The sequence below is a fragment of the Rothia sp. CCM 9416 genome, from assembly GCF_048513535.1.
Taxonomy (GTDB): domain Bacteria; phylum Actinomycetota; class Actinomycetes; order Actinomycetales; family Micrococcaceae; genus Rothia.
Window position 1 is genome coordinate 181,649 of record NZ_JBLXXR010000001.1, and the last position, 13,356, is coordinate 195,004.

General features: G+C 54.5%; 12 protein-coding genes. 2 read left to right on the top strand and 10 right to left on the bottom strand.

The features are described 5' to 3' along the window. Positions 1-71 precede the first annotated feature (71 nt). Both sufU and ACN080_RS00855 read left to right on the top strand, forming a co-directional pair. The gene (sufU, locus tag ACN080_RS00850) at positions 72-530 is read left to right on the top strand and encodes a Fe-S cluster assembly sulfur transfer protein SufU (protein ID WP_419112277.1); all 459 of its coding nucleotides are present in this window, start codon (positions 72-74) and stop codon (positions 528-530) included. Between the two features lie 239 nt (positions 531-769). Next, positions 770-1,198 (top strand): adenylyltransferase/cytidyltransferase family protein, encoded by a 429-nt coding sequence (locus ACN080_RS00855; RefSeq protein ID WP_419099847.1) that lies wholly within the window; start codon positions 770-772, stop codon positions 1,196-1,198. A gap of 77 nt (positions 1,199-1,275) precedes the next feature. Here ACN080_RS00855 and ACN080_RS00860 read toward each other — a convergent pair whose 3' ends face one another. The 10 genes from ACN080_RS00860 to ACN080_RS00905 form a co-directional block, all read right to left on the bottom strand. Beyond that, the gene (locus tag ACN080_RS00860; RefSeq protein ID WP_419099846.1) at positions 1,276-1,782 is read right to left on the bottom strand and encodes a DUF2505 domain-containing protein; all 507 of its coding nucleotides are present in this window, start codon (positions 1,780-1,782) and stop codon (positions 1,276-1,278) included. Positions 1,783-1,950: 168 nt separating this feature from the next. Next, positions 1,951-2,526, bottom strand: coding sequence for a glycosyltransferase (locus ACN080_RS00865; protein ID WP_419099845.1), 576 nt, complete (start codon positions 2,524-2,526; stop codon positions 1,951-1,953). Between the two features lie 14 nt (positions 2,527-2,540). Then, positions 2,541-2,990 carry a PssD/Cps14F family polysaccharide biosynthesis glycosyltransferase gene (gene pssD, locus ACN080_RS00870; protein ID WP_419099844.1) on the bottom strand — a complete coding sequence of 150 codons (450 nt, stop codon included), beginning with the start codon at positions 2,988-2,990 and terminating at the stop codon, positions 2,541-2,543. 6 nt (positions 2,991-2,996) lie between these two features. Further along, positions 2,997-4,205 (bottom strand): YveK family protein, encoded by a 1,209-nt coding sequence (locus ACN080_RS00875; protein ID WP_419112811.1) that lies wholly within the window; start codon positions 4,203-4,205, stop codon positions 2,997-2,999. 41 nt (positions 4,206-4,246) lie between these two features. Continuing rightward, positions 4,247-5,773: a lipopolysaccharide biosynthesis protein gene (locus ACN080_RS00880; protein WP_419112812.1), complete on the bottom strand. Its 1,527-nt coding sequence runs from the start codon at positions 5,771-5,773 to the stop codon at positions 4,247-4,249. After that, positions 5,773-6,999, bottom strand: coding sequence for an O-antigen ligase family protein (locus tag ACN080_RS00885; RefSeq protein WP_419112813.1), 1,227 nt, complete (start codon positions 6,997-6,999; stop codon positions 5,773-5,775). Before ACN080_RS00885 ends, ACN080_RS00880 begins: the two co-directional genes overlap by 1 nt. A gap of 69 nt (positions 7,000-7,068) precedes the next feature. Then, a complete protein-coding gene (locus ACN080_RS00890; RefSeq protein ID WP_419112814.1) occupies positions 7,069-7,992 on the bottom strand; it encodes a glycosyltransferase family 2 protein in 924 nt (307 codons plus the stop codon). 5 nt (positions 7,993-7,997) lie between these two features. Then, entirely contained in the window at positions 7,998-8,744 is a 747-nt protein-coding gene (locus tag ACN080_RS00895; protein ID WP_419104464.1) for a CDP-alcohol phosphatidyltransferase family protein, read from the bottom strand. Positions 8,745-9,150: 406 nt separating this feature from the next. After that, positions 9,151-12,294 carry a fibrinogen-like YCDxxxxGGGW domain-containing protein gene (locus tag ACN080_RS00900; RefSeq protein WP_419112815.1) on the bottom strand — a complete coding sequence of 1,048 codons (3,144 nt, stop codon included), beginning with the start codon at positions 12,292-12,294 and terminating at the stop codon, positions 9,151-9,153. A 5-nt stretch (positions 12,295-12,299) separates the two neighbouring features. Beyond that, positions 12,300-12,896 (bottom strand): hypothetical protein, encoded by a 597-nt coding sequence (locus ACN080_RS00905; protein ID WP_419112816.1) that lies wholly within the window; start codon positions 12,894-12,896, stop codon positions 12,300-12,302. Between the last annotated feature and the right edge of the window lie 460 nt (positions 12,897-13,356).

Here is a 13,356-nt window from a genome sequence, read left to right on the forward strand (position 1 = left end):
CAAGAACCCGGGAGGGCGGGTGCTTAGTCTGCACCATTTCTAAGACCTACAACGAAAGAAGAGATACTGTAATGAGCGGCCTAGAACAGCTTTATCAGCAAATTATCCTTGAACATTCCAAACAGCGCAGCGGTGAGGGCCTGCTTGAACCGGCAGAAGGGGCACGGGTAGCCACCAACCACCAGTACAACCCAACCTGCGGTGACGAGATTAACCTGCGGATTATTCTTGATACCAACCAACCCCTTATCCAGTCGGTCTCCTGGGAAGGCGACGGCTGCTCAATCTCCATGGCGGCGGCTTCTGTGTTATCAGAGATGGCCCCTGGCATGACCGTAGAAGAGTTCCAAAAACTTGTTGATGACTTCCGCGAGATGCTCCGCTCACGCGGTCAGATTGAACCCGATGAGGAAGCGCTCGGCGACGCTGCAGCTTTTGCCGGTGTCTCCAAATTCGTGGCCCGCGTGAAATGCGCCATGCTTTCGTGGGTCGCGGCAGAAGAAGCCACTAAAGAAGCCGCTGCCCGCTAGGCCCCGGTATTATCTGCGGCTTAGCCCCTGACATAAGGCCCGTCCCGGCTATGGAAGATAGCTAAGGGGGCGGGTCTTATTGCAGGTCACGCCAGCCTCTTTCAGTGTGGGCTGTCCCCCAAAGAGGCGGTTCAAACGGCTACCAATAGCAGGTTAACTCCCGTAGTCTTAAGGACTGAAAATACACTAACATCCCGTTTTCGCACGCGGGTTCTTTCGCACTTTTCTTCAGGGGAACAATGAATATCGGTTACGCCGCTGGCGCCTTTGACCTCTTTCACGTAGGCCACCTCAACATCTTGCGTGAAGCAAAAAAGAACTGCGACTATCTGATTGCAGGAGTCGTCTCAGATGAAATGTTAGAGCTGACCAAGGGCCGACGCCCCATCGTGCCCTTGGCTGAGCGTATGGAAATCGTCTCTCACATTGATTTTGTCGATGAAGTTCGAGCAGAAACGGTAGAAGATAAGCTAGAGACCTGGGAACAGGTTCGTTTCAACACCTTCTTTAAAGGTGACGACTGGAAAGGTACTGCTCGTGGTAAGGAGTTAGAGCGCCGGTTTGCGGAGGTCGGTGTTCACGTAGTTTACTTCCCCTACACCGCTCACACCTCCAGCACTAAGTTACGCGCCGCCCTGAAGGCACTTTCTATGCCATCTGCGGCCTAAGTCCCATTGAAGCCAAGAAAAGAGGCGCCCTACCCGAACGGGTAGGGCGCCGCTTGAGCTATATGGGGCTATCTGGCCTAGTAGTTGTTCTGAATGAACTCTTCTGCGCAGGAACCCAGAGCCGAGAACACGCGGCCAATCTGAGGCTCAGCTGCCGCCGCAATTTTCTTACCTACCAGCGGGATAGAGCACTTAACTTCGCCCTCAACATTAGCCACGGTCGTATCTCCCTGGGGGGTAAGGCTCTGGCTAGCTTTGCCGGTTACGGGAACACCCTTAACAGATACTTCTGAGACAACGGTGCGTGAACCATCAGCCGCGGGCGCAGAGACCTGATCGACCTGGGTCAGGGAGATGCCATGAGAAGCACCGGGGATCTTCTTGGCCATATCGGGCAGACGATCAGCAGGTACGGAACGAACAGTGGTGGTGGTAAAAGCTGCCGCAGGGTCACCCTGAAGCTGGAAAGACTCAAAAGTCACCCGTACCTTTTCACTTGCAAAACGGGCAAAGTTCTCGTCGGCAAAAGCACGTGCAACCAAATCGATGCCGGCGTTAATAGTGGTGGAGCTTTGAACAGCCATAGTGAAGCCTTTCAGGGCAAATAGTTTCTGTCCTGCCCCATTCTACGGGGTTAACATGTTTGAACACTGAGAAATGCGAGCCCTGCTCACTGATGGCTAAATCGTTGAGCCTAAGAGCAGATACCCACAGGCTTGTACCTTAATGCGCTAGCGGTAAGGGGGGCAGACCTAGCTTGGCCTCCTGCACATTCCCAACAGAATCTGCCAGACCCTGCGAACAAACCCACTTGGCTGGCCACTACCAATGCGGCTAAAGGACTCCGTAAGATTATCGGCAGCCTTATCACTGCCGGGTACACGGTAGGTTCCTCGCAGAGAATCCGGGTCAGCGAAAGCTGCATCAAGCTTATTCAGGAGATCTTCTGCGCTGTTGACCACGATGGTCTCACCGTGTGTCTGCATCACACGAGAGAACTCAACCTGGTGATTATCAACTACCTCATCAAGTTCAGCAACACGGGGGACTGCCAGCGGAATCGCACCTACCTCACGAGCATCCAAAATTGACCCTGGCCCGCCCTGCACCAAGACCACCTTCGCAGAGCGGTAGAGTTCCAGTAGTTCAGCACGGGGCAAACGCTCAACAGCCTCAGCATGTTGAGGAGGAGCCGTGAAACCATGTTGAACAAGACAGCTCACCTGAGGGCGTGCCGCAAGATACTCATCCACCCAATGCACAAGACGGTCAAAATGGTGGTAATCAGTGCCCAGAGATACAACCAGATCATATTTTTTCTCGCTCAAAGCTACCTCCTCGCTCAGAGAATATGGCCGATATTGACGGCCTCAGGGAATATCTTTTTCTGCTCCTCCCACTGCACCACAAAAAGATCGCTCATGGGGTAGCAGATGCGGCCGGTGAGCGTTGGCATAGTAATACGGTCATAGCACTCAATAAAGACCGTTTTGATGCCAAGAAGCTTGGCGATAATAAAGAACGGAACGGCAACCGCAGCACCGGTTGAGATAACGGCATCGGGCCGCTCCTTGCGGAGTACCCGCCAGGCAACACCGATATTCCGGATTGCGTTAGGAATATTCCGGGTTGTCGGGAAGTGTACCCAGTAGGTGCGCTCGCCGTCTAAAGCGGCCTTAACTTCGGGTAGCTCAAAGGTTGCCCAGGCCCGATCGTGCTCTTTCCAGAACTTTTCAAGGGCTATAAGCTGAGCCAGATGGCCACCAGCACTTGCTGTTAGAAGGACCTTCATGGGTGATTATTTCTCGTGAGTATGCGTGTCAAAGTAAACAGGGATAACCTGGGTGGAGCTTGAGGGAGTGAGCTCACTAAACAGGCGTCGTACGCTCTTCACCGTGCTTTTGGGGGTAAAAGGCAGGAGTAGAACGCCGCTCTGGTCAGCTGAAAGGAGGACCTTTGCAAGAGAGGCTGAGGCCGGAGTATCTACAATCAGCGGCTTGTTCTGCTTGATATGAGCCTTGAGCTGATTGTTGGTTAGAGAGTTGAAAACCGGAGCCTCGGTTACGACAAAATCGGGGTCAGAAATCCCCTTGATGAGAAAGGTAGTCAGCGCACCTGCCGCGCGAGGGGTAGGGGAGAAGACAGTAACACCATCAAAGTTAGCCTTCTTGAGATTGCCATCGGCAACATCCATTCGGCGGAGAAGCTGGGCAATAGATTCCTCTTCGGAACCACTCTTGATGATAGAGACGGGAGCCTGAGCAATTTCAGAGAGACGCTCGGGGTAGCCGAGAACCCTCGAAGTTCTATCCACGATGTAGGCTGCAAAAATTCCTAGGAGCAGGCCTATTCCTGCACCAATAAAGATGGTTTGCGCCAGAGTGAAATTTGATGGTCTGCTAGGGGCTTGGGCGCTTGAGATAATAGTGCCGGTATCTGTGGAGGTGGCCTCTAGGCTCAGGATAGCCTGGTTGACGATTCCTGAATCCATCCCCGCAGAGACAGCGTCGATATTTTTGCGGGTTTCTTCCCGGGTTGTCCGGATTGTATCTGACCTGTGTTTGAGGTAAGCGTGGGCTACAGTATTAGCGATCTCGGCTGATCTTTCAGGTGAATCCGAGCTGACCATAATATCGAGAATGGTGCTGTTGGAATGGCCTGCCACGCTGACCATATCTTTGAGGTCATCAGCATCTAAACCCAGCTGATTGGCAGCTGCCTCGAGTACAGTGCGGGAACCTGCAATAGCCTCTTCGGTATCCATGTCAATAGTGTTCAGGCTAGCACGGAGTCCCGATGCGCCGGAGCTGGGCTGGGTTACATTGATCACGGCTTTAGACTGGTATGAGTTAGGAAGGATAAGCCCTGCCACAGCGCCGAGCGCCGCGAAGATCATTAAACTGGTAAGCACCACAAAGCGGTGGCGCAGAACCCGCCGAGCTGCTGCTCCGAGCGATACGGGTGTGGTTTGCTGGTCCTTGGTTCTTAACCGTGATTGGCGTTCCATGAGTATGAGTCCTTCCCTAAAGATTAATCAAGATGTGTTGCCTAGCGGCTAAATTTGCGAGTGAGTGAGTCGATGACTTGTTCCAGGCCTACCTGATGTCGGAAACGGTAGATGAGAGCCGCATAGAGCGGTACCACCGTAACTAGGTAGATGATGAGTCCTAAGAATTGGTTTCCCCAGATGAGGTGAACTCCCACGGCTCCAAGAGACGGAGTTCCAGCCGCAAGACTCATGACCGGGAGCAGCTCGGAAGGGCGGGGCCTGATGCCGAGTTTTCCGTAGACCTGAACCGTGGCCAGCACACAGTCTGTGAGGACGGCTGAGGCCCAAGCGGTTGCTGCCCCAGCTAGCCCCCAGAGTGGAATCAGGGTGAGGTTGAGAGCGACTGCAACAGCTAGTGCGGAGAGCTTGTTGTAAAGTTGCCAGCGGCTACGCCCGCTCATGAGAAGTACACTCTGAACGCCACCGGCGGCCATCTGAACCAGCATGGCTACCCCGATGATCCAAAAGAGCGGTGCTCCCTCAACAAACCCGGAGCCAAAGAATCCCAGTAGCGCGGGGCCGAAGGCCGCCAAGGTGATGAAAAAAGGCCAACCAACAGCCACCAGAATCCGGGTTGCGGAGACAAAGATCTGGCGAGCTCTAATAAGGTCACCCCGAGCGATTGCTGAGGAGATCTCTGGCCCGGTGACCACGCGGGCGGTATGCTCAACCATTGCACCGACACGGACACAACGATTGACAGCGCCGTAGACGCCGCTGGCTGCCGGGCCTAAGAAGAGGCCGATGAGCAGGACATCAATCCATTCCAGGACCGCCTCGACCATGGCCGAGACACCGCGCGCTGAGCTGAAGGCCCAGAAACTTTTTGCGGTCTCGGGCGCAGTGACAGGTGTACTTGCCATGGCTTCAATAGCTAGATGCTTTGCTGGATAGCTGGGAAGATCTTCACCCTGAGGCATGTACTTGCGAACCCATAGCGCTGAAACTGCAAAGACAAGGAGCAGGGGGAGTGACCATGCCAGAGCCAAAGAGAGAATGGCCCCTGAGATACTGACAGCGAGCAGAACAGCCAGAATACGAAGGGTAGGCAGGAGCGCGCTTTGGAGAAAGGTGAACTCTACGGTGTAGCCCAGTCCCCGGAGTGCCCCGAAGCACAGTGTCATCCAGGCCGCAACCAGAATAAAAGGTGCGCTGGCAAGGATAGCTGTACGGTTTTCAGTGCCCATATTGGGGGTCACAACCGGTAGCGCGATAAGGGTTGCCGCAATAAGAACCGTGAAAGCAATGAGGGTTGCGGGGCCAAAAGCATATCGTAAGAGCTTCGGTAGAAGGGAATACTGCCCCAGAGCTCGCTGTGCGCTCATGGCTCTTACAAGGCCGGTATCTGCACCAAAGACACAGAGCGAAGTCGCAATCGCAAAGAGTGCCATGACTTGAAAGAAGGAACCCGCACCGGCTTTACCTACACCATTTGACACTATAAGCGTAGCCACAAAGGCCGCAGCCGAACCGTACATGACGTACAGCGTTGAGAAAGCTCCACTTTTTGCAAGAGAACGAGCCATTAGAGGCCCTCCCCGTACATTCGAGATCTCATCATCATGGCTACCGTCAGCATAAGAACGGTGAGCTGAATGACGTCGAAGGAATAGAAGAAGACCACTGCTAGCGCTGCCACAATCACCGAGTGAACCCACATACCGGTCAGCGATGCAACGTTCCAGGTATTGATGAGGACTGAGACTACATAGAGTAGGAAGAGCCCCAGACCAACAAAACCAAAGCAGAACATGAGAGCCCACACCTGGCCCTGGGTGCCCATTGAAACACCCACGTTATCGGCCATCTTGGAGGTTCCATAGCCTACGAGTGGTGAACGCAAGGTGTACTCAAAAGTGAGCTCGTAGAGTGAGGCCCGACCACCGGTTGAGTTTGAATACTCCTGGCGGCCCAAGATTTCCTCAATAGCACCGGAAACCGTGAGGTAGGTGATGCCCCCAAGGAAGAGCACAAAGCCTATACCCAAAGCACGCCAGTCACCGCGAAGAAGCAAACGGAAGAGGACATAGGCAAAAGCTGCGCCCAGGCCAATGAACATACCTCGGTTTGAGGTTGCCACTGCTGGGACTAGCGAAACAACTACGGCAAGGACAAGAAGGATCTGGGTTTTACGTGAGTGAACCCCGGTAATCACAGCAAAAACAACGGGGGTGAGTAGCGCATAAGCTAAACCCCATGAGTTGGCGTAGGGGAAAGGCGCTGAGGGCCTGTTGTAGGGTACGTCGACTCCCCACGGGAGCTGAACTTCTGCCATGGGGGGGAGCACATAGGCTTTCACCAGGTCGTTATTGAGTAGCGAACCCGGCAAGACAAAACTCATGGGCGTTTGAAGCCTAAAGTTGGGGAAAGCTAGGGCGGCGTAGCCCAGGATAACGACCGTTGCCCATATAGTCAGCAGGCCGCCCAGCATGATGTGGTTAGGGATCCGTTCACGGGCATTAAAGAAATAGACGGTGTAGATACCCACATTGAAGATGTTCATGTAGCGCTGGAACCAGCCTAAAAACTCCGATCCTGTATTGATGGAGACAAGGCAGATAAGCCCCCAGAACATGAGAGCGAACCAGACCCACATGGTGGAATGAACCATCACGTGTCGGCGCATGACCATGAGAACAATCATGATCAAGGCTAGAACCGTTGGGGCGAACTGCATGAAACCCATAGCCCACACAAGGGGGAAGCCATAGAGCAGGATTAAAATGGGCCAGGCCGGGAGCGGTGCGTCCACGGTGGGGGGCACCGCTGACAGAAATCGATTGTAGTGTGAGGTTGGGGAGAGTGGAACCGTCATGCGGATCTAGAGCCCTCTACCTGTTTTATTCACCAGGTTCAGTAGAAATTCGGGCTTGATGAGTCCCGCTGCAATACAGCGTGCGGCCCAGGCCCGAACCTGTAGGGGGTCGCGACGCAGTGCCGATCTTGCGTATGCCTGCGCGGGTTTGCGGTTGCCCAGGGCAGCATGTGCAAAAGCGATCTGACCGGCGATTCTCGCGGTGCCTTTGGGCTGACGCTCAAACTCGGGGTACTTCTGGAGAATATAGGTAAGACCATCGACCATTGACTGCCAGTGCCCCGCAAAGAAGGAGGGGCGATCCCAGAGTATGAGCGCGCCGGGCTTCTGAATTGAGTAAATATCACCGCAACGGGTTGCCCGCAGGAGCAGATCGTAGTCTTCACCATAGGCGGCGGGGAGCTTTTCATCAACCAGCCCAATACGCCCGCCAGGAACTAGGTCATCACGCTTAAAGAGCGTGGTGCAGGGATTAATCTCGGTGATGCGAGAGCGCAGGAAGTCGTCGAATCTTGCAAGCGCAGGAGCAAGACGTTCGATCTCCTTACCTTCAGAACGAATGACGATGCCAGATGAAATGGCGATAGCCTCCGGGTGCTCTTTCCAGAGTTTGATCTGTTCAGAGATACGGGTGGGGTACCAATAATCATCATCGTCGCAGAAGCCAACACATTCACCGCTGGCCTCAACCACACCGGTGTTCCGTCCGCCGGCAAGACCCTTCGAATGTGAGTTAACAATGGTCTTAAGAGAGCGGTTGGGCGGTACCGTCATATCGGATAGATCATCGATATCAACGTAGTCAAACACAACGATAACCTCGATGTGACCGGTGTAGTCCTGGTCAAACATGGATTGAACGGTCTGTCGCAACAGCTGGGGGCGTGCCCCTGCGGTTGCAATAAGTGCTGAAATTTTAACGTCGGACATGGGACCTATGCTCCTTGAGGTGTACTGAGTGACAGGAACTTACGGCGCATGGAGAGAAGAACCGTTGCTGCGTTTGAGAGGAAGAGGAGGCCGTAGGCAATGAGGAAGCCCCAGCCCGTTCCCCAGAGAATAAAGACCCAGCAGAAAGTACCGGAATCCATATGTAGATTGATGAAAGAGCGAAGACTTCCCCCCGAGGGTGGCTCCTGCCTAGCGTGCTTTTTACGGAGCTGTTCTGCCAGAATCTGGCTCATGAAGTGGCCGGTCATCAGAACCGAAAAAGCCAGGGGTAGCCACCAGAGCTGCCAGCCTGTCACAGGCCAGCTGCCGGGGTACTTGATGAAGCCGATCAGGATGGTCAGGTGCATGGCGGGGGTACGCATAGCATCAACGACGTGATCTAGCCATTCCCCGGCGGGGGAGGATTTGCCTGTCACGCGGGCAACCTGGCCATCAGCGGAGTCGAGCGCGTAGCCCAGGGCAAAGAGGAAAGCTGCAAGCGCGCCCACAGCCAAAGCGGGCTGGGCAGTCAGCAAGAGAAGCATGGCTAGCAGCGAGGTGAGGGCGCTGATGGCGGTGACGCCGTTTGGGGTAATACCACACTTAACGGCAGCGGCTGCAAAGATGCGTGCGACCCGACGATTAACCCAGCGGGTGTAAGCAGGTACGCCCACCCCGGGCTTCTGCGCTGCATTCAAATGTGAAAGTGTTTCCCTGAACCGGCCTTTGGTGCCAGAGGAAGAAGAGGTCATAGCCATGCCCTGGAAGTCCCTAGTAAAGTGCGAGCAGATAAGTGCGGTGTGCGGACCGCTTGTTAGCCCCTGAGGCGGCCTATCATTGCTTTACCCCTCAGGTGTAGGGAAAGGTAGATGCCGCTCAAGGGTGGGGGGTATATCCCTCAATCTTAGGTCAGAGTAGATTCAAACAGTAGCCGACCTTCTTGGGACAAGCCCCATATTTATAAGGACTTGTCCCTATCATTTGTCAGCTAAACGGTGGACGAAAGGGTCCCCTGTCTTCATAAGCCGCCGCTAAACATGTAGGCAAAAAGACCCAGAGCTTAATCTTTTACCGGGATGTATAGGAAGGTAGAAAATCCTGCTCATCAAAGGGAAACCTTTGGGGAGCAGGATTTTCTATTCTTTGCCCGAGCAGCTTCTAGCGTGTTACCAGAGTTGCATCCATATCGAAGGTGGTAGGTTCGCCACGACGGTAGGAATGAACCTCAACCGCGATGACGTTCTTACCATCTTTGAGATCCTTAGACGGAATGGTGATAGTAAGCGGGTTAGCCTTTGCATCAGCATAAGAAACTCGTGCAAGAGCAGCCGTCCTAGGGTAGGCATTGGCAGGGAGGTTCTGACGGGCCACTTCCTTGCCGTTGACATAGATAGCGATGCCATCATCAGCGTAGGTAGTCAGGACCAGCTCCTGGTTAGGAGCGGGGTTCAAGGTGAACTCCTTACGCAAGAAGAAGGACGAGGGCTGGGTGAAGAAGTTGAAGGTCAGCTGGGTCTTCAGGCTACCTTCACCCCAACCGATTGAAGTTGGTGCCGTGTACCACTGCCAGGCGGTGTTGTACCTGTAATTGGTATCGCGCCAGCTACGGTCAAAGTCACTGAAGAGGTGAAAAGCTACCCGCCAGTCATCTCCAGAGGCAATGATTTTTTGGTCGGCTGGTTTCTCCGGCTCAATCGGTTCCACCGGGTCAGCTGGAGCCGGATTATCTTCAACATCGGGTTGTTCTGGGTCAGCGGGAGTGTCCTCCCCAATGGGGGGAGCCACTGGGTCAGCCCCATCGGCGGGCTGATCAGGGTCCTGCCCGGGCTCCGGCTGATCCGGTGGGGTAAGCGGGTCCTCGCCTGGTCCTGGTTCCACAGGTGGGCTTACCGGGGCCTTGGTGGGTTGGGGCAGGTCTGGGGGAGTCACCGGGGACTCCTCAGCGGGTGGGGTAGTGGGCTCCGCTGGTGGGGCCTTGACTTCTGCCAGGGCAACAGGGGTTGTCTCAGAGTAGTTGCCTACGTTATCGACTGAGCGTACAAAGTAGCGAGCATCATCTGTGTGAGCAACCGAGTAAGAGGTGCCCTGAGTGACTGTAGCAATCACGCGATCGTTGCGCAGTACCTGGTAATCGGTGCGGCCAGCAGTGTTGCTGTCCCAGGTGAGCTGGTCGTTAGTTCCGTCTGAGGTGACCTGCAGGTTGCTAGGTGCAGCAGCTGCAGTAACATCCTGGGGAGTAAAGCGAGCGAAGCCCACCGTTGCTTGGGTACCGTTTGCGCCTCGGGAACGGGTGATATCCCCACCCACCCATAGGACACCGGTGGAATCGAGGAAGGAGGCCCAAACGCCATACCCTCTTGCCCCGGCAAGATCGGGTGCGAACTCTGGTAGCAGGTGACCAGACTGGGCATCAAAGGCGGCGATTAGCCGGATCCGGTGGATATTAGAGGAGGTTTCCCAAGGGGTGCTGTACTGCTGGCCTCCCTGATAAATCCAGTCACCACAGTGACAGGAGCCGTAGATAACGTTAGCCTGCGGGTCAAAGCTCAGATCTTGGAAGTCTCCACCCTTTTTGGCGATAGAGGATGAGCGTCGAGAAAGATCGGACTTATCGTATTGGGCAATGAGGTGCTCAGCACCACCGGCCCAGATGGAGTCCCCTACATCCTGAACATCAAACTGGAAGCCGTCGCTGGGGTAGGGGTTATCTGCCCGGTGGGACAAGGCCCAATTCCAGCTTTTAGCCAGGGTGCCCTCGGTGGTTTTTAGGTAGGCCAGCTTTCGAGAGGGCTGGCCGCTGACTGTGGTGAAGTAGCCAGCAAGGGCTACCCCGTCATCGCTGGCTGAGATGCCGTTAACGGTGCCGTTAGTGGCAGGGCGCCAGCTAATATCAACTGTCCCGTCGCTCAAGGAGAACCTGGCGGCGTTACGAGAGTATGCGTAGCTGAGGCGGTTGGCACCCTTGACGTGAGTGAAAGAACCACCGATGTAAACATAATCGCCGTGAACTTCAATGGTTTTGACTACGGGAACTCCGGAGGCCAGCCTATTTTCAATATCCCAGTCTAGGGAGGTATCTGTTTGACCTGTAACCGGGTCTAAAATGACAAACCCGTTGGCTGGTTTTCCGTTGACTCGGCTGAACTCGCCACCTACGGCCAGCAGGTTATTGGGTAGGGCCGCCAAAGACTTGATTTGCCCGTTGAAGGTGGGGGTGAAGGTGCGGACTAATTCGGCTGTGTTGACGTCGTAGCCCGCGATGAAAGCCTGGTTAACGGTTTCGCCGTTGGCGCTGACAACATTCTTGAAGTCCCCTCCGGTAAAGACAGTGTTGCCGACCTGAGCAATGGCCTGGACTCGGGTGTTGAGTTCAGAGACAACACCGGTTCCTGAGTCTTCGGAGGTTCGCCAACGCATAGAAGCCGTGTAGCTGTTGGGCAGTTGACGGTTGGTCTCAGCGGGTAATCCGCTATCACCGATGGCCTTAAAACCCGCCGTGTTCTGAGTAATTCGGGGGCGGATAAAGACCTGGGTGAAGGCTATGGGCGGGGTGCCGTAGCTCGGTGACCAGAGGTAGGAGGTGGCTGATGAGCTACCCCACACACCGGCCTTGTAGGCAAAACCATTCTTCCACCCATAGGTTTTAGAGGTGGTGAAATCAAGAGTGTTGAAAGAACCCCAACTGCCTACGCTACCTAGGGAGGCAGGTGTGCTGTAGTTAGAACTGGTGAAGGGGGGATTCTCAAAACGAATGTCTGACCAGTTGGCTGTGGCGCGTAGGGCCCAACTCCACTTTTCTGTCTGTGATCGTTTGGCGTAGGTATTCTGCCAGCTACGACCATTCATGTCTGCTGCGCGACGGAAGCGGATTCCATCCTGTAAAGAGTCAACTCTTTGTCCATTGAGAAGTTGATCCACTTTTTCTGATGAGAGCTGGACGGGGGTGAAGGCAGTTGAGCCTTCAGGCTGAGTATAGAGCTCAGAGGCATCGCCGCGACCGTAGTAGTCCTCAGCCCAGCCTTCTCGTCCTCGGCCGATGAGAACCCAGCCGCCGCCGTCTGTTTCCTGGTCACAGTAAAATTTTTCTGGGGCGTCCATGGAGGGGGTATAGAGCCAGTAGGTTCCTGACTTTGCTGTGGGGTCGTTTTGTTTGACCTCCCAGCAGGAGGCAGCGGCGGTTTCCGAAGACAGGCCGTTAGGGGCAAAATCATTGGTGGCTGTTGCTCCGGGGAGTAGGGAGACACCTAGGCCTAAGGCAAGAGCTCCTACTGAGATCTTGGTGATGAGTGATGGTTTTTTCATGTCTGTTAGCAATCTGCGTTATTGGGGAAATCTTGGGAGGCTATTTTCCAAGTCCCTTTGTCTTCGATCAGGGTAAAGATGTTCAGGGAGCGTGTGGCCTGGGCCGAGTTCATGAGGTTTCCGGAGGAGTCAAATACTTTGACTTGGGATGAATCAAGGCAGACTTCGAGAATCTTTGCTTTCTGGCCCTGATATTCGCCGTCGGCAATTTTGGGTGTACCGATGACCTTGGAGCTACCTTCTACATGCCAGCCACTCATTGCGTATTCGGTGGCAGTGGCAATGTACTGGTCGAGGGCGCTACCGGTGGTGATGGTTTCTAGCTGCGACATGGTTTCAGGAGAGACATAGGAGCTAGGCTCGGCCAGGGCCTTGTCGTCCTGTGCGGTTGAACCCTCGGGAGAGAGCTCTTCTGCTCCTGGCACATCAAGGGGGGGGACCTTGGAGAGAGTTTCCTCAACCTGGTTGTAGAGCTCTTCGGTTTTCTTTACCTCGTCTGCATCCGACTTCGCTTCAGTGGCCTGGGCTAGAGCACTTGCTGCCTGGTTATTTTCGGGCAGAGCCTCTTCCGAGCTATTTGAGCTAGCAGATGGCTGTGCCACAGCAGAAGCGCTCCCGGGTGCGCTTGTAGCATTTCCTGAGGCCTTGGTGGCAGATGCCGTAGCTGAACTGCTGCCTGAAGTTTCAGGGGTGGTCATTGACCCGCAGGCCGTCAATCCCAAACTGGCTGCTAATGATGCGGTGAGGGCTATAGTCCGAAAGGGAGATATAGCGGGGAAAAAGGATAGAGAGGTCCCTAATATGTTCATGTAGTCCCTTAAGATGGTGCGAAATAAGCTAGCGCCCCCGGGACTTGTGCGAGAAGATTTATAGGAAACCGGAGGTGAGCTAGACACTTCAATTTTATCGGTATAACCCCTGTAAAAAATCAGGTTACTTGGTAGTAACTTGTGGGGACAAGGCAATAAATTCCTCACCAGGGAATCTATCTAAAGTATGTCAATGCTGGGGATAAAATCCCCAAATGTGGGGGCAAGAGTTACTGCCTGCTAAGACCCCTTC

What these genes read in the sequence shown, in the direction of transcription:
- sufU (WP_419112277.1), top strand. Translation starts at nt 72, where the DNA reads ATGAGCGGCCTAGAACAGCTTTATCAGCAAATTATCCTTGAACATTCC.
- ACN080_RS00855 (WP_419099847.1), top strand. Translation starts at nt 770, where the DNA reads ATGAATATCGGTTACGCCGCTGGCGCCTTTGACCTCTTTCACGTAGGC.
- ACN080_RS00860 (WP_419099846.1), bottom strand. Translation starts at nt 1,782, where the DNA reads ATGGCTGTTCAAAGCTCCACCACTATTAACGCCGGCATCGATTTGGTT.
- pssD (WP_419099844.1), bottom strand. Translation starts at nt 2,990, where the DNA reads ATGAAGGTCCTTCTAACAGCAAGTGCTGGTGGCCATCTGGCTCAGCTT.
- ACN080_RS00875 (WP_419112811.1), bottom strand. Translation starts at nt 4,205, where the DNA reads ATGGAACGCCAATCACGGTTAAGAACCAAGGACCAGCAAACCACACCC.
- ACN080_RS00880 (WP_419112812.1), bottom strand. Translation starts at nt 5,773, where the DNA reads ATGGCTCGTTCTCTTGCAAAAAGTGGAGCTTTCTCAACGCTGTACGTC.
- ACN080_RS00890 (WP_419112814.1), bottom strand. Translation starts at nt 7,992, where the DNA reads ATGTCCGACGTTAAAATTTCAGCACTTATTGCAACCGCAGGGGCACGC.
- ACN080_RS00895 (WP_419104464.1), bottom strand. Translation starts at nt 8,744, where the DNA reads ATGACCTCTTCTTCCTCTGGCACCAAAGGCCGGTTCAGGGAAACACTT.
- ACN080_RS00900 (WP_419112815.1), bottom strand. Translation starts at nt 12,294, where the DNA reads ATGAAAAAACCATCACTCATCACCAAGATCTCAGTAGGAGCTCTTGCC.